Origin of the sequence: Candidatus Pantoea floridensis, from assembly GCF_900215435.1 — a bacterium.
GTDB lineage: Bacteria > Pseudomonadota > Gammaproteobacteria > Enterobacterales > Enterobacteriaceae > Pantoea > Pantoea floridensis.
Genome location: NZ_OCMY01000001.1, coordinates 3222180 through 3246684, shown reverse-complemented (window position 1 = coordinate 3246684; position 24505 = coordinate 3222180). Strand labels below are relative to the sequence as shown.

The following is a 24505-nucleotide window of genomic DNA, read 5'->3' as shown; positions in this document are numbered from 1 at the left end:
ACCACGATGAAGACCTCATTTTTGGCGCTATTTAGCCACCAGACCCAAGGCGGCCTGCGCGAACGGTTGTGCAATACCCTACGTCAGGCAATTGCCAACGGTCATCTGCAGCATGCGCAGCAACTGCCCGCCAGTCGCCAGCTGGCAATCGATTTATCACTGTCACGCGTTACGGTCGAGGCTGCTTATGCGCAGCTGGAGAGCGAAGGTTATCTGCAGCGCCAGGGCGGACGCGGCACGTTTGTCTCGATTCGCATGCCGCCGCCCAAGCCGAAAAGTCGGGTCGCTTGCTCACCGCGTTTTTCCCAGCGTGGTCAACAGGTGCTGGCGACTGGCGGCTGTCAGGATCCGCCGTTTCCTCACGCCTTTGCCGCCGGTTCGCCAGAGTTACGCGCTTTTCCGCATGCACAGTGGCGTCGCATCACTCATCAGGTGCAACGCTCACTGGGCAGTGGCGTAATGGGCTATGGCGACCCGCTTGGTCTGCCGTCGCTGCGCCAGGCCGTGGCGGATTATCTGGCGCTGTCGCGTGGCGTGCGCTGCTCGGCAGAACAGGTGGTGATGCTCACCAGCTCACAGCAGGCGCTGCAACTGCTGGCGTTAATGTTCCTTGATGCGGGCGACGAGGTGTGGCTGGAGGAGCCGGGTTATCCCGGGGCGCGCAATGCGTTTCTCGCCGCCGGTGCGCGCTGTCGCGCCATGCCGCTGGATGCGGAAGGAGCGATGCCGCTCAGTGGTAGCGCGAAATTAGTGTATCTCACGCCCGCCCATCACTACCCAACGGGCACAGCAATGAGCCTGGCGCGCCGCCTGCACTGGCTGGCATGGGCGCGCCAGCACGATAGCTGGCTAATTGAAGATGATTACGACAGCGAATTTCACTACGAGGATCGCCCTGCTCCAGCGCTGCAAGGCGTAGAAACCGAAAGTCGGGTCATCTGTCTCGGCACCTTTTCCAAAACGCTGTTTCCCTCGCTGCGTCTGGCGTGGATGGTGGTGCCGCCGCAGTTGGTCCAGGCGCTTGGGCGCGCGCGCAGCGTGATGGACGGCCACAGCGCGATGTTGCCACAGGCAATCACTGCGGAGTTTCTGCAGCAAGGCCATTTTGCCAGCCATCTACGCCTGATGCGCCAGCTGTATCGCAGTCGACGTGACTGTTTACTGGAGCAGATCAATACGCGACTGCAACCCTGGCTCCAGCCGCTGCCGGCGGCAGGAGGTTTGCAGTTAACAGTGCAGTTGCTGCAGGGGGATGAAGCGCACTTAACCGAACAGGCTAAAGCGCGAGGATTACTGTTACCGCGGCTGTCACCGCTCTATGCGGGCGAAGCGCAGCAAGCGGGCTGGCTATTGGGATTTGCCGCGCTGACGCCCGGTGAGATTATCAGCGCCTGCGATAAGCTGGTTACGCTGCTGTCGCACGACGCGAAAACGTCCAGGTGACCAGAATCCCCAGCGCAGCGCAGCAGGCACCCGCAACATACACGGAACCGTAACCCAGCGCCGTCGCCAGTAAACCGGTCAATGGTCCGCTGGCGCCATAAGCAATATCCTGAAAAGCAGAGAAGCCGCCGAGCGCGGTGCCGCGGATCTGCGGCGATACGCGCCTGATGACTTCCACACCCAGCGCCGGGAAGATCAGCGAGCAGCCGCAGCCAGTCAATGCCGCGCCAATCAGCGCCATCCAGCCGGAACTGGCCAACGCCAGCAGCAGTAATCCGGCGGTTTCCACCAGCAGCGATACCATCGCCACGCGCACGCCGCCGTGACGATCCGGCAAACCGCCAAAGAACACGCGCACCAGTACAAAGGCGCAGCCAAACGCCGTGAGCGCAAAACCGGCATTGCCCCAGTTTTCCGCCGCAAAGTAGAGCGAAGTAAAGGTACCGATGACAGCAAACCCGGTGCCCTGCAGCGCCAGCGCCAGCCCCGGCTGGAAGATGGTTTTTACCACGCTAAACAGCGATGGCCGCTCGCCGCCAACAACCGGCACTTTGCGAATCCAGCCATTGATTGCCAGCGATAGCAGCGGTAACAGCAGCGCCACTGCGCCAAGTGCTGCAAAACCGCCGTGCTGATTAATCAGCAGCCCCAATGGCGCACCCGCCGCCAGCGATCCGTATATCGCCATGCCATTCCACGACATCACCAGACCTGAACGTTTACTGCCGACCAGCCCCATGCCCCACGTCAGATTTCCGGTGAGCAGCAAACTTTCGCCAAATCCCAGCAATAGTCGCCCTAGCGCCAGCAAACCAAACTTCGCCCAAGGGGACACCGGTAATAGTGCCGCCGCCAAATAGGCTACGCCGACCAGCGCGATGGCCATCATGCCATGCTGCGTAGTGAGCTTCGCACCATGCTGATCGGCACGCCGTCCAGCAAAGCTGCGCGTTAGCAGCGTGGCAAAAAACTGAATTCCTACCGCCACGCCGACCATCAGATTACTCATGCCGAGTTGCTGATGCACATACAGCGGGATCACCGGCAGCGCCAAACCGGCAGTGAGATAGGTGAGAAATACCGCAAATGAGGTGCAGGCTAACGGCAATACTGATTGCTGCTCTGCGCTGGCAGTGGGGATCATCGGGCGGCGAACTCCTTGTCATAACCAGACACGCGCTTGCTGCCATAACAGAAACGGGATATTTGGTTCACATTTAATGGGAATTGATAATTTTGTTTCGGATGGAGAGAGAGTGTAGGCAAGCAGGAGGTGGATTGTCAAAACAACAAGGGCCGGATAACCGGCCCTTGAGATAATACTTGCATCATTCGGTCGCCATAAATGGCGCCCCTACGAAGGCATAACGGGGTTTTCGTAGGGTGCGCATTCATGCGCACCTTGTAAAATCTGCAATTACGCTGGCAGCTTACGCATGGTTAACGTGGCGTTGGTGCCACCGAAACCAAAGCTGTTCGACATCACGGTAGTCAATGCTTTTTCGGTCGGCTTGGTCACAATGTTCAGACCTTTACCCGCTTCATCCAGCTCTTCAATATTGATGCTTGGCGCGATGAAGCCGTGCTCCAGCATCAACAAGGTGTAGATCGCTTCCTGCACGCCAGCCGCACCCAGAGAGTGGCCAGTCATCGCTTTGGTCGCAGACAGAGAGGGTGAGTTATCGCCGAATACTTCGCGAATCGCACCCAGCTCTTTCACATCACCCACTGGCGTTGAGGTGCCGTGGGTGTTGAGGTAATCGATTGGCGTATCAACACCTTGCATCGCCATCTTCATGCAGCGCACTGCGCCTTCGCCTGAAGGTGCTACCATATCTGCGCCATCGGAGGTGGCGCCGTAACCGACGATCTCAGCATAAATATGCGCGCCACGTGCCAGAGCATGTTCCAGCTCTTCTACTACCACCATACCGCCGCCGCCTGCAATGACGAAACCGTCACGGTTGGCATCGTAGGTACGTGACGCTTTTTCAGGCGTTTCGTTGTATTTGGTCGACAATGCGCCCATCGCATCAAATTCACAGGCCATTTCCCAGCTCAGCTCTTCGCCGCCGCCTGCAAAAACGATGTCCTGTTTGCCCAGCTGAATCTGCTCAACGGCGTTGCCGATGCAGTGTGCTGAAGTGGCACACGCTGAGCTGATGGAGTAGTTCACGCCGTGGATTTTGAACGGGGTTGCCAGGCAAGCAGATACGCCTGAACCCATGGCTTTGGTCACTACGTAAGGACCAACGGCTTTCAGGCCGCGCGGGCCACGCATAGCGTCCGCACCAAATACCTGATAACGCGGAGAACCGCCGCCAGAACCAGCAATCAGGCCAACACGTGGGTTTTGCTGATACTGTTCGTCAGTCAGGCCTGAATCCTTAATCGCTTCAGCCATAGACAGGTAAGCGTAGATCGAGGCATCACTCATAAAACGCACGATTTTGCGATCGATGAGCCCGTTGGTATCCAGTTTGACGTTGCCCCATACGTGGCTGCGCATACCGGCATCTCTCATCTCTTCGGAGAAAGTAATACCGGAACGGCCTTCACGCAGAGAAGCCAGCACTTCTTGCTGGTTATTACCAATGCTGGAAACAATACCCAGGCCAGTAATCACTGCACGTTTCATTCAATAGTCCTCGTTCCACTCTTTTGGATTGACGTGCACTCTAGCGTACAGTTGTAAGCCGAACAAGTCCGATCAGCCATTTCGTTTTGTAAATTTGCGTCATGTCACGTCTGTCGCTAAACTCGCGCCACTGCCTGAAATATGAGCCTTTCCCCGTGAAATTTACCCCAGTAGAACATGCCCAAATAAACTGGAATGAACAGGGTACACCTGTGTCCCGAGCGTTCGGTGACGTCTATTTCTCCAACGACAATGGGCTGGAAGAGACGCGCTATGTTTTCCTTGACGGTAATCATATTCCGCACCGTTTTGCCGATCATTCGCGCGATTTATTTATCGTCGCCGAGAGCGGTTTTGGGACTGGTCTGAACTTTCTCACACTGTGGCAAGCGTTTGATCGCTTCCGCGCCGAGCATCCCACGGCCCCACTCCAGCGCCTGCACTTTATCAGCTGCGAAAAATACCCGCTGACGCACGAGGATTTGATCGCTGCGCATGCGCATTGGCCTGAGCTCCAGCCGTGGGCTGAACAGCTACAACAGCAGTGGCCGCAGGCATTGCCGGGCTGCCAGCGCGTGCTGTTTAACGGTGGCGAAGTCACGCTGGATCTCTGGCTTGGTGATATTAACGCGCTAATTCACACCTTTGATGACAGCCTTAATCGCCAGGTGGATGCGTGGTTTCTTGATGGCTTTGCTCCGGCGAAAAATCCGGAGATGTGGACGCCAGCCCTGTTCGCCGCCATGGCCCGCTTAGCGCGTCCGGGCGGCACGCTCGCCACCTTTACGGCGTCTGGCTTTGTGCGCCGTGGCTTGCAGGACGCTGGTTTCACCATGCAGAAGCGCAAAGGATTTGGCCACAAACGTGAGATGCTGATCGGTGTGCTGGAACAGGCAGCTGAGCTGCCGCACAGCCAGCCGTGGTATGCACGACCGCAAGCTGCAAGCCAGGAAGTCGCGCTCATTGGCGGCGGCGTCGCCAGCGCAGTGCTGGCCTTAGCGTTGCTGCGTCGTGGCTGGCGCGTGACGTTATATTGCGCCGATGATGCGCCAGCGTTGGGGGCATCCGGCAATCGTCAGGGCGCGCTCTATCCGCTGCTCAATCAGCACGATCCGGCATTGGCGACCTTTTTCCCTGCCGCCTTTGGCTTTGCTCGTCGCCTGTATGATTGGGTGCCGGTGGAGTTTGAGCATCACTGGAGCGGCGTGCTGCAGCTCGGCTGGGACAGTAAAAGTGCGGATAAAATCGCGCAGATGCTCAACATGGACCTACCGCGTGAAATCGCTTATGGCGTAAATAAAGAAGAGGCGGAAAAGCTCGCAGGTGTCGAACTGGGTTTCAGCGGCATCTATTATCCGCAGGGTGGCTGGCTTTCCCCTTCCCAGTTAACCAGTAATTTGCTGGAGTATGCACAAACGCAAGGCCTGCGCGTTCACTGGCTGCATCAGGTAACGCAGCTTAAGCGGAACAATGAAAGCTGGACGCTGCACTTTAGCGATCGGCCATCTGTGCAGCATCAGCAGGTGGTACTGGCGAATGGTCACGCCTTGCTGGATATCGAGCAAAGCAGAATGCTGCCGGCATATGCGGTAGCCGGTCAGGTGAGCCACGTGCCGACTAATGATTCGCTCGGCGAACTGCGCACCGTGCTCTGTTACGACGGCTATCTCACGCCGGTTAGTCCGAATTTCGCTACCCATTGCATTGGTGCCAGCTATCACCGCGGCGATACCACGACTGATTTCCGTGCCGATGACCAGCAAGAAAACCGTCAGCGGCTGATCAACTGCCTACCGGAAAGTGCATGGCCGCAGCAGGTAGATGTATCAGATAATCAGGCGCGCAACGGTGTGCGTTGCGCCACGCGCGATCACCTGCCGATGAGTGGCAGCGCGCCCGATTATGACGCTATTTTAGCGCAGTATGCGGATCTTCCCGCGCAGCGTGCACGCGCTGAAGCCGTGGCCGCAGCGCCAGTGCATGCAGGGTTATTTGTGCTGGGTGCGTTGGGATCGCGTGGTTTATGCAGTGCGCCGCTGGCGGCCGAAGTGCTGGCAGCGCAAATGAGCGGCGAACCCCAGCCGCTGGATGCGGCGACGCTTGCGGCATTGAATCCAAATCGCTACTGGGTACGCAAATTGCTGAAGGGTAAAAAAGCGGCTCGTTAATCTGCGGGGCGAGCGATCGCCCCCACAGCTTAAGCGCTCTGACGCGCCTGCAGGAACAGATTGTCCCACATCCCCGTAACCAACGCCTGATCGCGTGGCGACAGTTCACCAGCCGCAATGGCTTTTTGCAGGCTATTGGTGACATGCGTCTGCAGCGCTTCCGGCGTATGTTCGCCGCTCAGTTCAATCTCCGCCACCGCCAGGGTCAGATGACCACGCAGATAGCCGCCAGCAAACAGCTCGTCATCGCTGGCGTGATCGACCATATCATCAATCAGGGCCAGAATGCGGGTTTCAAATTCTACGATCATCTCTTCCTCTCTTCTTATAATGCCATCGCGGATCACAGGTCTTCCGGCCAGGGAAACTGGGCCGCCGTCAACGCCGGCGTGCCGTAATAATTCATTAATGCATCGATGAAACGGGCCGGACGTGCCGGAATACCCTGCTCCAGATAAGTCATCACCTGAGCATGAACCTTACGCTGAAACGCTATGCGATCTGGCTCACAATCGCCTTCGAGATTGTCACAACTTACGTTGAAGGGAAAGCCCGCCGCAACGCAGAACAACCACTCCAGCGCCTGCGGTTTGACCTCAACGGCTTCAAACTGGCTCTGGGTTTGCGCATCACGCCCGTCCGGGCAGTACCAATAACCAAAATCAACCAGCTTGCGACGCGCTTCACCGGCAATACACCAGTGGGAAATTTCGTGCAGCCCGCTGGCGTAGTAGCCGTGGGCGAACACCACGCGATTCCACGGCGAGGTTTCATCCGCTGGAAGATAAATAGGTTCGTCGTCGCCTTTAATTAGACGCGTCTGAAAATCGTCAACGAAGCAGCCATCAAAGATGGCAATCAGCTGATCGTAATGGTGTGTTGTACTCATAATTTTTAATCTTTAAAAAAAACCGGCGCCATTGTCGCACTGGCTGCCGGTCTTGACGAGGATTGGATCACAGGGTTGCCAGCCAAGCCATGAATGCACTGCCGTGACTATCCCATAATAATTTAGCGCTCATCACCGCCGAAACCGTCACTACCATTGGGCGAATGAGCTTCTGACCGCGGCTCAGCACCAGCCTGGCGCCGAGGCGCGCACCGATAAAGGCACCCAGCAGCATAATCACGCCAGTGCCCCACACCACTTTTCCACCGAACATAAAGAACAGCAAGCTGCCGAAATTCGAGGTGAAATTTAGGATTTTGGCGTGAGCAGTGGCTTTCGCCAGATTGAAGCCGCAAAGGGTAACGAAAGCCAGCGCGTAGAAAGAACCCGCGCCCGGGCCAAAGAAGCCGTCGTAGAAACCGACGCAGCCGCCGCCCACCAGCGCATAGGGCAAACCGTGCAGACGACGTTCGCGATCCGCTTCCCCCAAACGCGGCATCAGCAGGAACCACAAACCGATGCAGATCAGTAGCAAAGGCAAGATTTGCCGCAAAACGTCCGCTTGCAGATGCTGAATCAGGATGGTGCCGCCGATTGCGCCAAGAAACGTCATGGCGATATTCAGCCACTGCTCATTTAACTTCACCGCACCGCGACGAATGAAATAGAGGCTGGCGGAGAAGGAACCGCCGACCGATTGCAGCTTATTGGTGGCTAACGCCTGAGCGGGTGAGAGCCCGGCCGCCAGCAAAGAGGGTACGGTGAGCAAGCCGCCGCCTCCGGCAATCGAGTCGATGAATGCCGCCAGCATTGCCACAAAAAACAGCACGCCGATGACCAGCGGGCTGACAACAAAAAGATCCATCAACCATCTTCCTAAATAATCTCGATAATTCAAGCTGCAGGAAGGCGGCAAGCTCGTTCATCCCCGGGAGCTTACATTAGTAAGTGACTGGGGTGGACGAGCGCAGCCAACGCACCTGCGGGTTGAAGAATCGAGGTTATAACAAATGTTTATCTAATAAAGCCTGACATGACGGCGGTAACGGCGGCGGCGTTTTCTTCACCGGCGGCGTGCTGCCAGGTTTTTTCGGCAGGAACCAGCTGTCCAACTCGGCACCACAGCCATCACCTGGCGGCTGCGGGGCCTGCTCCTGGCACTCAAGGCTGCCTGCTGGGCAACGCAGACGCACGTGCATATGTGCGCGATGGGCAAACCACGGACGCACTTTATTCAGCCACGCACGATCGCTACCGGCATCAGCACAAAGCTGTCTTTTAATCGCCGGATTAACGAAAATACGCGTCACTTCATCATCTTTCGCTGCCAGCTTAATCAAGCTATCAATTTGTGGCTGCCAATGGCGTGCGATCACCTGCTTATCGTCCGCAGAGACCAAATCTAGCGGCTGCGGCTTCAGCAGTTGCTGTGCACTCCAGCGCGTTTTTGGCAGTTGCAGCCAGATGTCCACATCCAGACCGGTTTGATGGCTGGCGTGGCCGCTGCTAAAACGGCCGCCTGCCGCCATGCCCATATCGCCAATCAGCACCTGGCCCAGCTGCAGCTGATGAACCTGCGTACTGAGGCGCTGAATAAAGGCGATCAAGTCTGGATGGCCGAAGTAGCGGCGCTGATCCTGACGCATCACCTGATAATTTGGTGAGTTCAGCGGTAGCTGCTGCGCACCAACAATACAGCCGTTGGCGAAACCGCCAATCGACTGCGGGTTGCCGGCAATCGGCTGATGGATTTGCTGCCACGGCGTTGCGGCAACGGCCGCCGCACTGCACAACAGCGCGGCACAGGTGATGAACAGACGGCGCATCATCGGGCTTACCAGCGCGGAACATTGCTGTTAACGTCACCGTTTTGCGCGCGCTGGCGCAGCAGATGATCCATTAACACAATCGCCATCATCGCTTCGGCAATTGGTACGGCGCGGATGCCGACACAAGGATCGTGGCGACCTTTAGTGATCATCTCCACTTCTTCGCCATCGCGCGTGATGGTATTGCCCGGAACGGTAATGCTTGAGGTCGGTTTCATCGCCAGATTAGCGCTGATGGTTTGGCCGCTGCTGATGCCACCCAGAATGCCGCCCGCATGGTTGCTCTGGAAACCGTTAGCGCGGATTTCATCGCGATGCTGGCTGCCACGCTGGTTGATCACCGCGAAACCGTCGCCGATCTCCACGCCTTTTACCGCATTGATGCTCATCAGTGCATGCGCCAAATCCGCGTCCAGACGATCAAATACCGGCTCACCTAATCCCGGCGGCACGTTTTCAGCCAGCACGGTGACTTTGGCACCGATGGAATCGCCCTCTTTTTTCAACCCGCGCATCAGTTCATCCAGCACCTCCAGCTTTGAGGCATCCGGGCAGAAAAACGGGTTCTCTTCCACGATGCTCCAGTCTTTCAGCTCACAGGCTACGTCGCCAATCTGTGCCAGATAGCCGCGCACCACAATGCCGTGCTTCATCTGCAGATACTTCTTGGCAATCGCCCCTGCGGCCACGCGCATTGCGGTTTCACGCGCGGAAGAGCGCCCGCCGCCGCGATAGTCGCGCAGGCCATATTTCTGCTCGTAGGTGTAATCCGCATGGCCAGGACGGAACAGATCTTTGATTGCGCCGTAATCCTGCGAGCGCTGGTCAGTATTTTCAATCAGCAGGCCGATTGAGGTGCCGGTCGTCACGCCCTCAAACACGCCGGACAAAATTTTCACCTGATCCGGCTCGCGACGCTGGGTGGTATAGCGCGAGGTGCCGGGACGACGACGATCGAGATCGTGCTGAATATCGGCTTCGGTGAGCGGAATGCCGGGAGGCACACCGTCAACAATGCAGCCCAGCGCAATACCATGCGACTCGCCAAAAGTGGTTACGCGAAAAACTTGTCCGATGCTGTTTCCGGCCATGCTGATTCCTTGTTGCGATGTTGCGGGCGAGCGCTCGCCCTTTTATTTAGTCTTTATAGAATGAGAAATGGTGCTGTGCCGCTACGATTTGCTCACGCGTCAGCATAAATACGCCGTCACCGCCGTTATCAAACTCCAGCCAGGTAAACGGCACATCGGGATATTGATCGATCATGTGCACCATGCTGTTGCCGACTTCGCAAATTAGCACGCCCTGCTCGCTGAGATAATCTGGCGCACATGCCAGAATGCGGCGTACCAGCTTCAGGCCGTCGCTACCTGCGGCAAGGCCGAGCTCCGGCTCGTGGCGATATTCATTCGGCAGATCGTCCATATCCTCCGCATCCACATACGGCGGATTGGTGACGATCAAATCGTATTTCACCGGCGGTAAGTTGCGGAACAGATCGGCGCGAATCGGCGTAACGTGGTTCAGCAAGCCATGTTCTTCAATGTTCTGCTCGGCAACGGCCAGCGCGTCAGTGGAGATATCCACCGCATCGACTTCCGCTTCCGGGAAAGCATAGGCGCAGGCTATCGCGATGCAGCCGCTGCCGGTGCACATATCAAGAATGTGATTAGGCGAATCGCCGATCAAACCGGCAAAGCGGTTTTCGATCAGTTCACCAATCGGTGAACGCGGAACCAGCACGCGCTCATCCACGTAGAACTCGTGGCCGCAGAACCAGGCTTTATTGGTGAGATAAGCCACCGGAATGCGTTCATTGACGCGGCGAATAACGCGCTCAACGATGCGATGACGCTCGCTGGCGGTCAGACGTGCATGGCGCATATCTTCAGGAATATCCAGCGGCAACCATAGCGTTGGCAGAACCAGTTGGACTGCTTCGTCCCAGGGATTATCCGTGCCGTGGCCGTACCAAATTCCTGCCGCCGAAAAACGGCTGACTGCCCAGCGCAGCATGTCCTGAATGGTGTGCAGTTCGTTCACTGCCTCATCGACGAATATCTTGTCCACGTAGCCCTCCGCAGGCCATAAAATCAATCGGCCGATAGTGTGCCACGAAGCCGGGCAGAATTCAGCGCGGCGAGGTGAAAAAGCTGACATTTGTTAACGCTTGCGGTTAAGGTATGTCACCGACTGTTCACCCGTCTTTTCTAAATCAATCACAAAGCCATGAGTAAGAAAACGCCGCTAAGCCAGGACGATCAGGAGATGTTCCGCCAATTGATGAGTGGAACGCGCAAGCTGAAACAGGACACCATCGTGCACAAGCCGGTGGTGAAAACACGTGAAGTGCCGCTGAAACGTCTGATTTCAGAACAGGCGGATAACAGCCATTATTTCTCTGATGAGTTTCAGCCGCTGCTCTCCAGTGAAGGACCGGTTCGCTATGTGCGTGCGGATGTTAGCCACTACGAGCAGAAGAAATTACGCCGTGGCGATTACACGCCGGAGATTTTTCTCGATCTCCACGGGCTAACTCAGGTGCAAGCCAAACAGGAACTTGGTGCCTTAATCGCTGCCTGTCGTCGTGAGCATCTGTTCTGTGCCAGCGTGATGACTGGCCACGGCAAACATATCCTCAAGCAGCAAACGCCTCTGTGGCTCGCGCAACATCCGCATGTGATGGCGTTTCATCAGGCACCGAAAATGTTCGGCGGCGACGCGGCGCTGCTGGTGCTGATTGAAGTAGAAGAGTGGCAACCGCCTGAACTGCCGTAATGGCTGCGGTAGATAAGGATAGGGCCGCGATTGCGGCCCACAGAGATTAAATGGCTTTGGCCAATTTTGACGGGCTAACCTGCCATTCCAGCTTGCCTTCGCTGGCATCGGCATCAAAGTTTACACAGGCTATCGCAGAGGTGGCGAACATGGGCGGCGCTTCCTGCGGGCAAAGTTCAGAGACCAAATATCCCACCAGCGGCAGGTGAGAAATCACCAGCGCCGACTTAACGCCTTTTTGCGCCAGCGCCTGCAGATAACAGGCCACCATGCCGGGATCGCCACCCGGCGTCAGTTCTGGCAGCACGTCCTGCCCTACCGGTAACTTCAGGGTTTCGCGTACCGTTGCGAGCGTTTGCTCGGCGCGCAAATAAGGACTCACTAATACCCGATCAATTTCTGGCGTTTTGCCATTGAGCCAGCTTGCCATCTGACGCGATTCGTCACAGCCACAAAGGGTGAGAGGACGAACGGAATCACTCGCTGCTTCCAGAGCTGCATCGCCATGACGCATGATAAAAACTTGCATAAAGCACCGCTGTTGTTTGTCGATATCGCCCGGTACCACAGCACCAGACGCTTCATTCTGCGAATGAACGGTGTGTTTTACCCCAATGGCTTCAGTATAGTCAACCGGTTGTTTATTAAATAAGCATATCTCAGAATGGTGCCGCGCTAGCCGTTGCGCGGCCACCATACTAACCCGCTGAATCTGTACGCCTATTCAAGATTGTGCAGAAGTGTAAAAATTCATTTTCTCTTCTGACAATGCGACCAGCGCCTCACTCGGCGTGAAACGATCGCCATGTTGCTGCATTAACGACCTTAATGCTTTGACGATATCGCCAATGCCGCGCTGATCCATATAGCGGAACGGCCCGCCCAGGAAGGGCGGAAAGCCGATACCAAATACGGCCGCGATATCGCCATCGCGCGCATTACGGATCACCGCCTCATCAAGACAACGTGCAGCCTCGTTCAGCATCATCAACACACAGCGCTCCGCAATCTGCGTTTCACTCTGTTTCGCCTGCGGTTTGACATGCAAAAGTGCGTAAATCGCTGCATCAGCTTTGCGTTTACCGGGCCAGCGTGAGCGCTGATAGTGATAGAAGCCCCGGTTGTTCTTCCGCCCTTTTCGCCCATCGGCCAGAATCGCGCTTGCGGCCTTGGGGGCACTAAAGCGCGACCCGTAAGCCTGCTCAAGAATCGGGCTGATTTTGCTGCCAACATCAATTCCCACTTCATCCAGCAGCTGGAGTGGCCCGACCGGGAATCCAAATTTTACCAGCGCACGATCGATATGCTCGATCGGTTCGCCTTCCTGCAAACAGCGCAGCGCTTCATTTATATAGGGTGCAAGAATACGGTTGACGTAAAAGCCGGGACGGTCAGCGACCACCACCGCCGTTTTACCCTGCTGACGCGCCAGCTGTACTGTGGTCGCCAGCGTTTGGGCCGAGGTATTGGCATGCGGAATCACCTCAACCAGCGGCATTTTGTCCACCGGGCTGAAGAAATGCAGGCCAATCACATTCTCCGGTCGCTGCGCGTTGGCAGCGATATCGCCAATCGGTAACGACGAGGTGTTGGAAGCAAAAATCGTATGCGGCTGGCAATGGCTTTCAATTTCGCTAACCATCTGCTGCTTCAGCGCCAGATCCTCAAAGACCGCTTCAATCACCAGATCGCGCTGGCTAAAGCCCTGATAATCGGTACCGCCGCTGATGCGGGCCATTTGCTGCTGACGCTCAGCCGCCTTCAGCTGACGTCGCTTCACCTTTTTACTCAGCAGCTCCCAGCTGTACTGCAATGCGTGGTTTACCCCCGCAAGATTGATGTCTTTGATGCGTACCGGCAAACCGGCCTTGAGCGCCGTCACGCTGGCAATGCCACCGCCCATCAAACCACCGCCGAGCACGCCAATCTGCTTTAGCTCGCGTGGTTCGGCACTCGCCATCGCTTCTTTCTTTAAAGCGGTTGAGGCAAAGAACAGGCTGCGCAGCGCCGCCGATTCTGGCGTCATCGCCAGTTGGCCAAAGGCGCGCGCTTCTGCCTCATGCCCGGCGCTGCTGCCCTGCTCAAGGCCAATGCGCACCACCTGTAAAATACGGTCAGCGGCAGGATAGTTGCCCTGAGTTTTATTGTTGGTCTGACGTTGCGCCAGCGCAAAGAGGATATGACGCGCAACCGGACCTTGCAGCAACCGATCGCGACGCGATAATGCTCTGCGCGCGCCTTTTCCTTTATGTACACGCGCAATTGCCGTTTCCAGCAGAATTGACTGTGGCACGGCATCATCAACAATACCGAGTTTGAGCGCCTGCCTGGCGCGCAGTTGCTTGCCGGTAAGGATCAGCGGCAGCGCCTGCTGTACGCCAATCAGTCGGGGCAGACGCTGCGTTCCACCAGAACCGGGCAATAATCCAAGCTGCACTTCCGGCAGGCCGAGGCGCGTTTTATCATCAAGTGTACAGATGCGTGCATCGCAGGCCAGCGCCAGCTCTAATCCACCGCCCAGACAGGCGCCGTGGATCGCCGCCACCACCGGAAACGGTAGCGCGGCAATCATCGCCATCACATCCTGGCCCTGCTTTGCCAGCGCTTCAGCTTCTTCAGCGGTTTGGCATTGGGCGATCATGCTGATATCCGCACCGGCAACAAAGTTGTCGCGCTTTCCGGAAATCAACACCAACCCCGCCAGCTGTTTGTGGCTACGCGCTTCATCCAGCACCGCTTTAATTTGCGGTACAAATTCCGCTTTCAGCGTGTTCATCTTCTCGCCTGGCACGTCGATGGTAATCACACCAACATGGTCGAGACGCATCTGTAAATGAAAGGCAGATTCGCTCATTATTCAGCCTCCAGAACCATTGCGGTGCCCAACCCACCCGCCGCACAGGCGGTGACTAAACCTAACCCGCCACCGCGCCGCCGCAGTTCCTGCAGCGTTTGCGTGATCATACGCGCACCGGTAGCGGCAAACGGATGACCATAAGCAATTGAGCCGCCGAGTACGTTAAACCGCTCCTCATTCACCTCGCCTAATGCGTGAGGACGATTCAGCACCTCACGCGCAAAGCGTTCGTCACGGAACATTTTCAGGTTCGCCAGGGTTTGCGCCGCAAAGGCTTCATGCATATCAATTAGCGTGAGGTCGTTTAGCGTGATGCCGGCGCGATCCAGCACCAGCGGCGAAGCATATGCCGGGCCGAGCAGCATATCCTGCCAGACATCAATAGCGGTAAAGGCATAGCTGCGCAGATAGCCGAGCGGTGTAATGCCCAATTCACGCGCGCGACCTTCACGCATGAGAATCACCGCCGCCGCGCCATCGGTTAACGGCGTGCTGTTGGCGGCCGTCACCGAGCCGTGGCGGCGATCAAATGCCGGGCGCAGTTTGGCGTAATCCGCTGCGCTCGCGTTAAAACGAATATTATTGTCCTGCTCGATCGGGGCTTTCCACGGCGGTACAAAGGCGGGCATGACTTCCTGCGTTAACACGCCCGATTGCCAGGCGCGTGCCGCGTGCTGATGCGAACGCAGCGCTAACGCATCCTGCTGCTCACGCGTGATGCCGTGCGATTTCGCCATCTGTTCGGCAGTATCGCCCATACGCAGCCCGGTAGAGTACTCCGCCACTGCCGGTGGTACCGGCAAGAGATCGCGTGGACGTAAGCGGCGCAAGATAGTGAGCTTCTGGCTGAAACTGCGCGCTTTGTTGAGATCGACTAACGCGCGCGCCAGGGTTTTACTCACGCCAATCGGCAGCACCGAGGAAGAGTCGGCACCTCCGGCAATGCCCGCATCGATTGTGCCAGCCATCAAGCTTTCCGCCACGTTAGCCACCGCCTGAAAACTGGTGGCGCAGGCACGGCTCACGCTGTAAGCATCGGTGTGCACGCCCAATCCGCTGCTCAGGACAATTTCACGCGCAATGTTCGGCGCTTCCGGCATCTGCACCACCTGGCCAAACACCAGCTGGTCGATGATTTCCACCGGTAACTCGCTGCGCGCCATCAGTTCACTCACCACCATGCGCCCTAATTCAAGCGCAGGAATGCCATGGAAATCCGTCGCCTGACGGGCAAAAGGGGTACGTAATCCGTGGGTTATGGCGATACGTTCGCCCTGACGCGTCAGCAGCGGCTGCGCTTTGCTCATTGCAATCACCTGTAATTTTCGACCAGGGCATCATTGCCAAACAGGTCTGACCTGATCATCAGTGTTAACTAAGTGTTGCTAAGTCGCCAATAACTAGAGGGAAAAAGTGCGAGGGAATACACGAAAATGAGTTAAGGCTGCCGAAGGGGATTCCGGCAGCGACGGGATTAGCGTAAGCCGAGCTGGAAGATCAGGGTTTCCGCCTGGCAGGCAAAAGTGAAGTCGACGCTCAAACGCACCGCGTCACCCTCTTCCGTAAACTCAGCACGAATATCGCAGGGATCGGATTCCACCTGACGCGCTTTTTCAGTCAAATGCGTGAGCATCGCATCAGCTGCATGACGATCGGCAAACACACCAGACCAACTTGCGGTGCAATCGGTATTATCCATCACGGTGCCAACATCTACACAGCAGCAGGCAGCCGTTTCGTTAGCACTACATTTATTAATGGCAGCAGTCATTATTCTCTCCTGACGATAAATCAACACAATCGGATCATTTTCTGCAGCAAAGTCTACGCCTACAGCCTTTTCACATCTATCATCAAGTCGCTAAGTGACGAATATCACACTAAAAATTGATCCAAAACAAAATTGACCGTTATGCTGAGGTTGAACCGCTAAGTTTTTGTTAAGCAGATCTGATTTTATCGATCAAATCAGAAATATTTAAAAAACAATATTGCAACAAATACACAGGTCGGACCTATACTCGTCGCACTGGTCTGATATGTCGTTTTGCCGTCAGTCCCTACAATTCGCCGCTCTTTGTTACGCGACGTAACAACGTTTAATAATAAATTTAGATGAGGTTGTGGTCATGAACCATAAAAACCTGTTTGCAAAGTCAGCTGTGGCAGCTGCAGTAACGCTCGTCTGTTCCCATGTTTACGCCGCAGGCTTTCAGCTTAATGAATTTTCAGCAATTGGTTTAGGTCGTGCTTATTCAGGTGAAGGCGCAATGGGCGATACCGCCGCATCTGCCAGCCGAAACCCAGCCACCATGGCGCTGATGGATCGTCCCTCTTTCTCCATCGGCGCGGTTTATATTGATCCCGAAGTCGATATTAGCGGTCAAAGTCCGTTGTCTGGTCGCAGCCTTGATGCGAAGAATATTGCGCCAAACCAGTGGATCCCGAATATTCACTACGTGCACCCGATTAACGATCAATGGTGGATTGGCGCCTCTGCAACCTCTAATTATGGCCTGGCAACTGAATTTAACGATGGTTATACCGCGGGCGGCTACGGCGGTAAAACCGACTTGATGACCGGCAACTTTAATATCAGCACCGCTTATCGACTGAATGAACACTTTAGCTTTGGTGTCGGTTTTGATGCGGTATATGCCAAAGCAAAAATTGAGCGTTATGCCGGTGAAGCCGGTGCATTGGCAGGACTGCCAGCGGATACTCAGGTTGCGCATTTAAAAGGTGATGAATGGGGCTACGGCTGGAACGCCGGTATTCTGTACGAAGTGGATAAAAATAACCGCTTTGGCTTTACCTATCGCTCAGAAGTAAAAGTCGACTTTGACGGTGACTATAAGAGCAACATCCCTTCCGCCTACAATGGCACGCCACAGGCGCTGGCTTTAGGTCTGCCGTATGGTACAAACGGTACCACTATCCCGGGTGCCTTGACCTTGAATCTGCCAGAGATGTGGGAAGTCTCCGGTTGGCATAAAGTTGCGCCGCAGTGGGCTGTGCATTATAGCCTGGCATACACCAGCTGGAGTCAGTTCCAGGAGCTGAAAGCCACCGGCAGCAATGGCCAGACGCTGTTCTATAAGGATGAAGGCTTCCACGATGCCTATCGAATTGCGTTGGGTACCACTTACTTCTATGACGATAACTGGACCTTCCGTACCGGTATCGCCTTTGATGACAGCCCGGTTCCTGCCGACAAGCGTTCCATCTCCATCCCCGATCAGGATCGTCTGTGGCTGAGCGCCGGTGCCTCTTACGCGTTCAATGAAGATGCGTCAGTCGATGTAGGCGTTTCCTACATGCACGGACAGAAAGTCACCGTAGAGGAAGGCCCTTACACCTTTAACTCTGAAGGTAAAGCCTGGCTTTACGGCGCGAGCTTTAACTATAAGTTCTGATGTCTCAAGAGATATGAAAAGGCGACTCATTGAGTCGCCTTTTTATTTATTGGGAGTCGATGTCTTTAAGATCGTCCTGAATCGCGCTGGCGTTCGGATTTTCTTCTGGCTTCAGCTTACCGCCGTTGGCAATAAAGTCATGGCGCTGGAAGTAAGCATTGCGGATGAAGGCGTAAGGATCTTGTTGCTGACGCAATATCGCATCAGAATCCAACAGCTGCGCACGCGTTTCAATACCTTCAAGCGTCCATTTCCCGACGGAGAGCGGCCAGCTCAGCCAGCTCAACACGGGATAGAGCGTATCGACGAAGTCACCACCATCTTCACGAACAGTGAAGCTGCCATAGGCCGGCAATTCAACGTACGGGCCGTAACCCACACCGTAGCGTCCTAAGGTGCTACCAAAGCGATGCGGCACTTCACGTGCCAGCTCTGGGTTGGCTTTACCTGCCACGTCAATAAATCCACCCAGCCCTAACACGGTGTTAAGGAAGAAGCGGGTAAAGTGAATGCCCGCCTGACGCGGTTCCCCGACCAAAATGGCGTTGACCATGCTGGCAGGCTCCTCGAGGTTACCGAGGACATTACTTATACCGCTGCGTGCCGGTACCGGCACGTAATCACGCCAGGCCACCGCAACCGGACGCAAAACATAAGGATCCAGCACGTTGTAGTTGAAGTTAAACATCGTGCGGTTAAAGCCTTCCAACGGATCGCTGCGTTGTGCAGGTTCCGTCGTGTCGGCCGGTTTTGAGCTGGCACAACCCACCAGCAGTAAACTGGCCAACGCCAAACCGGTCAGGCGGTTATTCATTCTTCTCTCCCTGTGCGGATCAGTAAGGTATCGCTTCAGGGCTGCTGTTGATTAATTTCCACAGCCAGTTGCTGATGACCATCCCAGGGTGTGACCGCGCTTAACCCAAACCAGTCACCAGACTGTGGATTAGCACTGCCGTCGCGCGAAATGCGCACCCTGACCTGCACCTGATGCTGCGCCGAAAGTAGGCGATCGGGCATCATGGCATTGCTGTCATCAAGCGTAAGCGATAACGGGAAGTGGCTCAGCGGTAACCGCTTCACAGCCACAGGCACCGGTGAAACACCGTCAGACACAGAAATATACATCACTCCGCCTTGCGGTAACATTTTTTCTGCCTGCGGCGTCAAACTCACCGTTAATGCCAGGCTGCTATTTTGCTGTCCTGCATCGGTTTTCGCTTGTTCAATGCTGCGTTCGATCATGGTGATGCGACGATCGCCTGGCGGTAACAGTTTCAACATCACCTGCCAGGCACCAATCGCCTCGTTATACTGCTGCTGCTCAAAGGCGTTAAACGCCAGCAGGCTCAAGGTACGCACATCGCTGTGATCGCGCTTGAGTAGCTCTTTGAGCATCAGACTGGCCTGACGATTATCCTGCGGATCGCTGGATCGCGTGAGCACTTCAGCGTAATCCTGCTGCAGCTCGAGATTGTCAGGTGCCAGCTGCAACGCATGCTCAAACGCCTGGCCCGCATCGGTCGCGTTATTCAGTACCATGCCCAGTCGCCCTAACATCGCCCAATCGTTAAGGTTGTTGGCATCACTTTGCAGTGCATTACGCAAGCCTAGCTGTAAGCGGGCCAACTCTTCCATCGTCAGCGGCTGCGCATTGGGATCCATCACGCGAGCACGCAACACGGGATACGCCTGCTGCACGCTGACAAAGGCCGTCTGTTGGGCCAGGCCGCCGGTTTTCAGATACATACCAAGTGACACCACCAGCAGCATAATGACGCCCGGCAGCAATACCCAGCGGCTGCTGTGGTGAATATGAGCAGCATCCTGCTGTGGAATATCAGTTAATAGCGTTTGTTGTAGCTCGCGTACCATTTCCGGTCGCTCAGCCACAACGCCCTCTTCTTCATCCCGCTCCAGCTCGCGCAGACGCTGTTGATAGAAGTCGGTATTGAGGCGATCGCGGTCGCCCGTGCTGACTTCACGTTGACGCCAGCCTGCATACAGAAACAGTGCGATTGCTGCCAGCAACAAAATAATCAGGGTAATCCAGAATCCAGTCATTACGGCTTCCCGTCACGCTTGAGTAACGCCGCAAGGCGCTGTTGTTCATCGTCGTCCAGCTCGCTACGCGTTTTGCCGCGGCGATTACGCAGAATAATAATTGCGCCCCCTAATACCACGAACAGCGCCGGCCCCACCCATAAAATCAAGGTGGAGGGCGTAACTGGCGGTTCGTAGGTCACGAAGTTGCCATAGCGCGCCACCATGTAATCAATGATCTGCTGACGATTTTCGCCCTGCTTCATCAGCTCGTAGACCTTGAGGCGCATATCTGCGGCGATCATCGCGTTAGAGTCGGCAATGCTGTTGTTCTGGCATTTCGGGCAACGCAACGAGGCGGTGAGTTCGCGGTATTGCTCTTCCTGCTGTACCGAATCGAACTGATAAGTATCGATTGCCGCCCACAGGCTGGTACTGAGAACAATGCCCGCCACTAAAAGAAGCAGTCGTTTCATGCGCCCGCCTCCTGGTTATATTTGTCCCATAGCGGTTTCACTTCTTCGAGCCAAACGCGATCGTTCATGTCGCCCGCGTGGCGATAGCGAATAATACCTTTGCCGTCGATCAGGAAAGTTTCCGGCGCGCCGTAAACGCCCAGATCCAAGCCGAGCATGCCGTCGCCATCATAGAGACTCAGTGCATAAGGATTACCCAAGGTGTTCAACCAGGTCACCGCTTTGCTGCGATCGTCTTTATAGTTCAGGCCAACCACACGGATGCCTTTTTCCGCCAGCGTATTGAGGTATTGATGCTCCGCGCGGCAGGTTGGGCACCAGGTCGCCCAGACATTTAGCAGAATCGGCTTACCATCGGTCAGCACATGCTGGTCATAGATTTTACCTGGCTTATCGAGCGCTTCGAGTTTAAACACCGGCACAGGTTTGCCGATCAGCGCCGATTCGAGGCGCGTAGGATCATCGCCATTAGCGTTGCGCGACAGCTGCCAGAGCAGTGCCGCCGCCAGCAGTAAAAATAGGACTAGCGGGATAAAAAGGATTTTTTTGTTCATGCCAGCTCCTCGCGCTCTGCTTTTTTACGCGAGCGATAACGGGGATCGAACAGGCAGAACAGGCCGCCCACCGCCATAAACACGCCGCCGTACCAGATCCAGCGAACAAAAGGCTTGTAGTAGATACGTACTGCCCATGAACCGTCATCCAGCTCTTCACCGAGCGCCGCATAAAGATCGCGCGTGAAACCGCCGCTGATGGCCGCTTCGGTCATCATGGTGCGCGCCGCCGCGTAAAAGCGTTTTTCCGCTTGCATCACCGCTTCCGGCTTGCCGTTGCGCGTCACTTCAATGATGGCTTCGCCACCGCTGTAGTTCGGGCCCTGCAGGTTGCGCACACCGTGGAAAGTAAAGTGATAGTTGTGGATGTCGACACTATCGCCGGCTTTCATACGCACATCACGCTCAACGCTGTATTGGGTGCTAAAAGCGATGCCCACCACCGTGACCGCCACGCCAAGATGGCCCAGCACCATGCCCCAATGGCTGCGCGAGAGATGACGCAATCCTTTGAAGAAGGAGTGGCGATGCGTTGCGCGCTCGTGCAGCTCCATCAGCGTCAGCATGATCACCCAGATCGACATCAGCAGGCCGATGACCGTCATCGCTTCGATGCGATCCTGCAACAGCCACGGCAGTGCGATAGACAAAATCAGCGTTACCAGCAGACCAACGCCAAGACGTTTCCACAACTTCTGCGGCTGATCGCGACGCCAGCGTACCAGTGGGCCAATGCCCAGCATCAGCGCAAACGGCGCCATCAGCCAGGTGAACATGGTATTAAAAAAAGGTTCGCCAACGGAGATACTGCCCAAGCCTAACTGTTTATGCACCAGCGGCAGAAGTGTACCCAGCAGGACCACCAGCATCGCCGCGATCAGTAGCACGTTGTTGCCTAACAGGAAGGATTCGCGCGACCAGGCTTCACTCTGCACGCGGCTGCGCACCTGGCCACCTTTTAACGCATATAGTAGCAGCGAGCTGCCAATCACAATCACCAGGAACGCGAGGATAAACATGCCGCGCGCCGGGTCAGAGGCGAATGAGTGCACTGAAACCAGCACGCCGGAACGCACAAGGAAGGTGCCAAGCAGGCTTAAAGAGAACGCAGTAATCGCCAGTAACACCGTCCACGACTTAAAGCTACCGCGCTTTTCGGTGACGGCCAGTGAATGCATCAGCGCCGTGCCGGCCAGCCACGGCATAAAGGAGGCGTTTTCTACCGGATCCCAGAACCACCAGCCGCCCCAGCCAAGCTCGTAATAGGCCCAGGCAGAACCGAGCACGATACCAATGGTTAAAAACACCCATGCGGCAGTGGTCCACGGACGTGACCAGCGCGCCCATGCGGTATCCAGGCGCCCCGCCATCAGTGAAGCAATGGCGAAAGCGAACGCGACTGAGAAACCAACATACCCCATATACAACAGGGGCGGATGGAAGATCAGCCCGATATCCTGCAACATCGGATTGAGATCGCGTCCATCGATCGGGAAGTTCGGCAAGGTGCGCGTAAACGGATTCGAGGTAAGGATGATAAACAGCAGGAAGCCCAGATTAATCATGCCCATTACCGCCAGCACGCGCGCCAGCGCATCCTGCGGCATACCGCGGCTGAAAATCGCCACCGCTAAAGTCCAGGTGCTTAGCAACAATACCCACAACAACAGAGAACCTTCATGCGCCCCCCAGGTTGCTGCGATACGATAGTAAACCGGCAGCAGAGTATTGGAGTTGGTGGCGACATAGCCCACGGTAAAATCATTCACCACAAAGGCGTGCACGAGCACCAGGAATGAAGCCGCGACACAGATAAACAAACCCCACGTCAGCGGGCGAGCCATCGCCATTAAACGTGCATCCTGACGCGCCGCGCCCCAGAGCGGATAAACACTCAGCAGTAGCGCCAGGCCGAGCGCCAGACACAGCAAGAAGCTACCGATTTCCGGCATCATGATTGCGCTCCCGCCTGTTGATAAGCGGACGCGGGTCCGGTGTGATTCTTCTTCATCGCATCTTCAATTTCAGGTGGCGTATATTTTTCATCATGCTTCGCCAGCACTTCTTTGGCATTCACCAGGTTGCCCTCTTCCAGTACCCCCTGCGCGACCACGCCCTGCCCTTCGCGGAACAGGTCCGGCAAGATGCCTTCGTAACTGACATTCACCACGCCGTTGGCGTCATACAGTTTGAATGAGACGGCGAGGGTTTTCGCATCGCGCTTAACGCTACCTGGCATCACCATGCCACCAATGCGCAGGCGCTGGCCCGGCTCGGGCTTCTGATGATCTTCGCCCTTGCCGTAGAGAATTTCGCTCGGGGTATAAAACAGGTCGATGTTGGAACGCAGCGCGTACATTACCAGCGACGTTGCCAGGCCCAGCCCGATCAACACCGCTATCGCCACATACAGGCGATTACGACGACGGATATTCAAACGGATTCTCCTGCTTCATTGGCCGTTTTTTTCGATTTGGCGGCGCGAATGCGGCGCTCCCTGGATTGACGCTGGCGAATTTCTGCCAGCATTCGGCGGCGAAAGAGCACGGTGTGCAGCACCAGGCCGAAGAGTGGAATCAACGTGAGAATGACGGCCAGCCAGACGTAAAACGCATAGCCGCCCATGGCGAAGAAATCACTGAGTGATGTGAAGGCTGGCGTCATGATTTGCCCCCTCCCTGCGCAACATCAATCGCCCACGGACGATGGCGCTCGGTAAAGAGGATCAGATTACGCAGGCGCATCAGCGTTAAGGCACCGAACACCAGCAAGTAACCGAGAATCGACCAGCGCAGCGGCGTACGCATACTGGGATCGATGGCCTGCTGGAGAATGCCCGATGAGCCCTGATGCAGGGTGTTCCACCACTGAACCGAGAAGTGAATGATCGGCAGATTGACCACCCCAACCAGAATTAAAATCCCTGCGGCACGACCGGCAGTGCGGCGGTCGTCAAACGAGTGGTAGAGCGCGATGACACCCATATAAAGGAACAGCAATACCAGCTCAGATGTCAGGCGTGCATCCCAGATCCACCAGGTACCCCACATCGGTTTGCCCCAGGCGGAACCGGTGACCAACGCGATAAAGGTAAATACCGCGCCGATCGGCGCCATCGCGGCCGAGACCAGATCAGCCATCTTCATCTGCCACACCAGGCCGATAAAGGCCGCGATCGCCATTGACGCATATACGCCCATTGACCACATCGCAGCCGGCACGTGAATGTACATAATTCGGAAGCTGTTGCCCTGCTGATAATCCGCCGGAGCAAAGCCGAAGCCCCATATCCAACCGAGTAACAGCGTGCCAACACCCAGCACCGCGAACCAGGGAATCAAGCGACCGCATAGCTGGTAAAGCCGCTCAGGCTTTGCCCACTGGTGTAACCATTTCCACATTTTGCATTGCTCACAA

24 protein-coding genes are annotated in these 24505 nt (G+C 56.0%); 4 read left to right on the top strand and 20 right to left on the bottom strand.

The genetic code is table 11. The features are described 5' to 3' along the window. Positions 1 to 6 precede the first annotated feature (6 nt). On the top strand, positions 7 to 1443 hold the full coding sequence (gene pdxR / locus CRO19_RS15185; protein WP_097096563.1) for a MocR-like pyridoxine biosynthesis transcription factor PdxR: 1437 nt from the start codon (positions 7 to 9) through the stop codon (positions 1441 to 1443). Here the strand turns inward: pdxR and CRO19_RS15180 are convergent. Both CRO19_RS15180 and fabB read right to left on the bottom strand, forming a co-directional pair. Beyond that, positions 1406 to 2587 carry an arabinose transporter gene (locus CRO19_RS15180; RefSeq protein WP_097096562.1) on the bottom strand — a complete coding sequence of 394 codons (1182 nt, stop codon included), beginning with the start codon at positions 2585 to 2587 and terminating at the stop codon, positions 1406 to 1408. The two genes, pdxR and CRO19_RS15180, sit on opposite strands and share 38 nt — an antisense overlap. Before the next feature lie 273 nt (positions 2588 to 2860). Continuing rightward, on the bottom strand, positions 2861 to 4081 hold the full coding sequence (fabB, locus tag CRO19_RS15175; RefSeq protein ID WP_097096561.1) for a beta-ketoacyl-ACP synthase I: 1221 nt from the start codon (positions 4079 to 4081) through the stop codon (positions 2861 to 2863). 155 nt (positions 4082 to 4236) lie between these two features. Here fabB and mnmC point away from each other — a divergent pair, with 155 nt between their 5' ends. Beyond that, complete coding sequence (gene mnmC / locus CRO19_RS15170) at positions 4237 to 6249, top strand: bifunctional tRNA (5-methylaminomethyl-2-thiouridine)(34)-methyltransferase MnmC2/FAD-dependent 5-carboxymethylaminomethyl-2-thiouridine(34) oxidoreductase MnmC1 (protein ID WP_097097675.1); 2013 nt, start codon at positions 4237 to 4239, stop codon at positions 6247 to 6249. Positions 6250 to 6278: 29 nt separating this feature from the next. Here the strand turns inward: mnmC and CRO19_RS15165 are convergent, their stop codons facing one another. The 6 genes from CRO19_RS15165 to prmB all read right to left on the bottom strand — a co-directional run bounded on the left by CRO19_RS15165 (position 6279) and on the right by prmB (position 11037). Beyond that, positions 6279 to 6560: a YfcL family protein gene (locus CRO19_RS15165; RefSeq protein WP_007889229.1), complete on the bottom strand. Its 282-nt coding sequence runs from the start codon at positions 6558 to 6560 to the stop codon at positions 6279 to 6281. Positions 6561 to 6592: 32 nt separating this feature from the next. After that, positions 6593 to 7138, bottom strand: a complete 546-nt coding sequence (locus CRO19_RS15160) for an elongation factor P hydroxylase (protein ID WP_097096560.1) — start codon at positions 7136 to 7138, stop codon at positions 6593 to 6595. Positions 7139 to 7205: 67 nt separating this feature from the next. Next, a complete protein-coding gene (locus tag CRO19_RS15155; protein WP_097096559.1) occupies positions 7206 to 8003 on the bottom strand; it encodes a sulfite exporter TauE/SafE family protein in 798 nt (265 codons plus the stop codon). Positions 8004 to 8139: 136 nt separating this feature from the next. Next, on the bottom strand, positions 8140 to 8967 hold the full coding sequence (gene mepA, locus CRO19_RS15145; RefSeq protein ID WP_370659794.1) for a penicillin-insensitive murein endopeptidase: 828 nt from the start codon (positions 8965 to 8967) through the stop codon (positions 8140 to 8142). A gap of 5 nt (positions 8968 to 8972) precedes the next feature. Then, positions 8973 to 10058: a chorismate synthase gene (gene aroC, locus CRO19_RS15140; protein ID WP_097096558.1), complete on the bottom strand. Its 1086-nt coding sequence runs from the start codon at positions 10056 to 10058 to the stop codon at positions 8973 to 8975. A 46-nt stretch (positions 10059 to 10104) separates the two neighbouring features. Continuing rightward, complete coding sequence (prmB, locus tag CRO19_RS15135; protein ID WP_097096557.1) at positions 10105 to 11037, bottom strand: 50S ribosomal protein L3 N(5)-glutamine methyltransferase; 933 nt, start codon at positions 11035 to 11037, stop codon at positions 10105 to 10107. Between the two features lie 159 nt (positions 11038 to 11196). Between prmB and smrB the strand changes: the two genes are divergently transcribed. Beyond that, positions 11197 to 11745, top strand: coding sequence for an endonuclease SmrB (gene smrB / locus CRO19_RS15130; protein ID WP_097096556.1), 549 nt, complete (start codon positions 11197 to 11199; stop codon positions 11743 to 11745). Positions 11746 to 11791: 46 nt separating this feature from the next. Here smrB and sixA read toward each other — a convergent pair whose 3' ends face one another. From sixA to CRO19_RS15110, 4 genes are all read right to left on the bottom strand, one after another. Beyond that, a complete protein-coding gene (sixA, locus tag CRO19_RS15125; protein WP_097097672.1) occupies positions 11792 to 12274 on the bottom strand; it encodes a phosphohistidine phosphatase SixA in 483 nt (160 codons plus the stop codon). 195 nt (positions 12275 to 12469) lie between these two features. Continuing rightward, on the bottom strand, positions 12470 to 14599 hold the full coding sequence (gene fadJ, locus CRO19_RS15120; protein ID WP_097096555.1) for a fatty acid oxidation complex subunit alpha FadJ: 2130 nt from the start codon (positions 14597 to 14599) through the stop codon (positions 12470 to 12472). Next, positions 14599 to 15909: an acetyl-CoA C-acyltransferase FadI gene (gene fadI / locus CRO19_RS15115; protein ID WP_097096554.1), complete on the bottom strand. Its 1311-nt coding sequence runs from the start codon at positions 15907 to 15909 to the stop codon at positions 14599 to 14601. Before fadI ends, fadJ begins: the two co-directional genes overlap by 1 nt. Positions 15910 to 16076: 167 nt before the next feature. Beyond that, on the bottom strand, positions 16077 to 16373 hold the full coding sequence (locus tag CRO19_RS15110) for a YfcZ/YiiS family protein (protein WP_097096553.1): 297 nt from the start codon (positions 16371 to 16373) through the stop codon (positions 16077 to 16079). A gap of 358 nt (positions 16374 to 16731) precedes the next feature. On the opposite strand from CRO19_RS15110, the gene fadL reads away from it, so the two are divergent. Further along, entirely contained in the window at positions 16732 to 18018 is a 1287-nt protein-coding gene (gene fadL, locus CRO19_RS15105; RefSeq protein ID WP_097096552.1) for a long-chain fatty acid transporter FadL, read from the top strand. 46 nt (positions 18019 to 18064) lie between these two features. On the opposite strand, the gene mlaA is transcribed toward fadL, so the two are convergent. Genes mlaA through CRO19_RS15065 form a run of 8 tightly spaced genes read right to left on the bottom strand, consistent with a single transcriptional unit; the run spans position 18065 to position 24489 of the window. Continuing rightward, on the bottom strand, positions 18065 to 18832 hold the full coding sequence (mlaA, locus tag CRO19_RS15100; RefSeq protein ID WP_097096551.1) for a phospholipid-binding lipoprotein MlaA: 768 nt from the start codon (positions 18830 to 18832) through the stop codon (positions 18065 to 18067). A 35-nt stretch (positions 18833 to 18867) separates the two neighbouring features. Then, on the bottom strand, positions 18868 to 20079 hold the full coding sequence (gene ccmI / locus CRO19_RS15095) for a c-type cytochrome biogenesis protein CcmI (RefSeq protein WP_097096550.1): 1212 nt from the start codon (positions 20077 to 20079) through the stop codon (positions 18868 to 18870). Beyond that, positions 20079 to 20534, bottom strand: a complete 456-nt coding sequence (locus CRO19_RS15090; protein WP_097096549.1) for a cytochrome c-type biogenesis protein — start codon at positions 20532 to 20534, stop codon at positions 20079 to 20081. The genes ccmI and CRO19_RS15090 overlap by 1 nt, the downstream gene beginning before the upstream one ends. After that, positions 20531 to 21088, bottom strand: coding sequence for a DsbE family thiol:disulfide interchange protein (locus CRO19_RS15085; RefSeq protein ID WP_097096548.1), 558 nt, complete (start codon positions 21086 to 21088; stop codon positions 20531 to 20533). The genes CRO19_RS15090 and CRO19_RS15085 overlap by 4 nt, the downstream gene beginning before the upstream one ends. Continuing rightward, positions 21085 to 23043 carry a heme lyase CcmF/NrfE family subunit gene (locus tag CRO19_RS15080; protein ID WP_097096547.1) on the bottom strand — a complete coding sequence of 653 codons (1959 nt, stop codon included), beginning with the start codon at positions 23041 to 23043 and terminating at the stop codon, positions 21085 to 21087. The genes CRO19_RS15085 and CRO19_RS15080 overlap by 4 nt, the downstream gene beginning before the upstream one ends. Next, positions 23040 to 23525: a cytochrome c maturation protein CcmE gene (ccmE, locus tag CRO19_RS15075; protein WP_097096546.1), complete on the bottom strand. Its 486-nt coding sequence runs from the start codon at positions 23523 to 23525 to the stop codon at positions 23040 to 23042. The genes CRO19_RS15080 and ccmE overlap by 4 nt, the downstream gene beginning before the upstream one ends. Further along, positions 23522 to 23752, bottom strand: coding sequence for a heme exporter protein CcmD (gene ccmD / locus CRO19_RS15070; protein ID WP_097096545.1), 231 nt, complete (start codon positions 23750 to 23752; stop codon positions 23522 to 23524). Before ccmD ends, ccmE begins: the two co-directional genes overlap by 4 nt. Further along, positions 23749 to 24489 carry a heme ABC transporter permease gene (locus tag CRO19_RS15065; protein ID WP_097096544.1) on the bottom strand — a complete coding sequence of 247 codons (741 nt, stop codon included), beginning with the start codon at positions 24487 to 24489 and terminating at the stop codon, positions 23749 to 23751. Before CRO19_RS15065 ends, ccmD begins: the two co-directional genes overlap by 4 nt. Between the last annotated feature and the right edge of the window lie 16 nt (positions 24490 to 24505).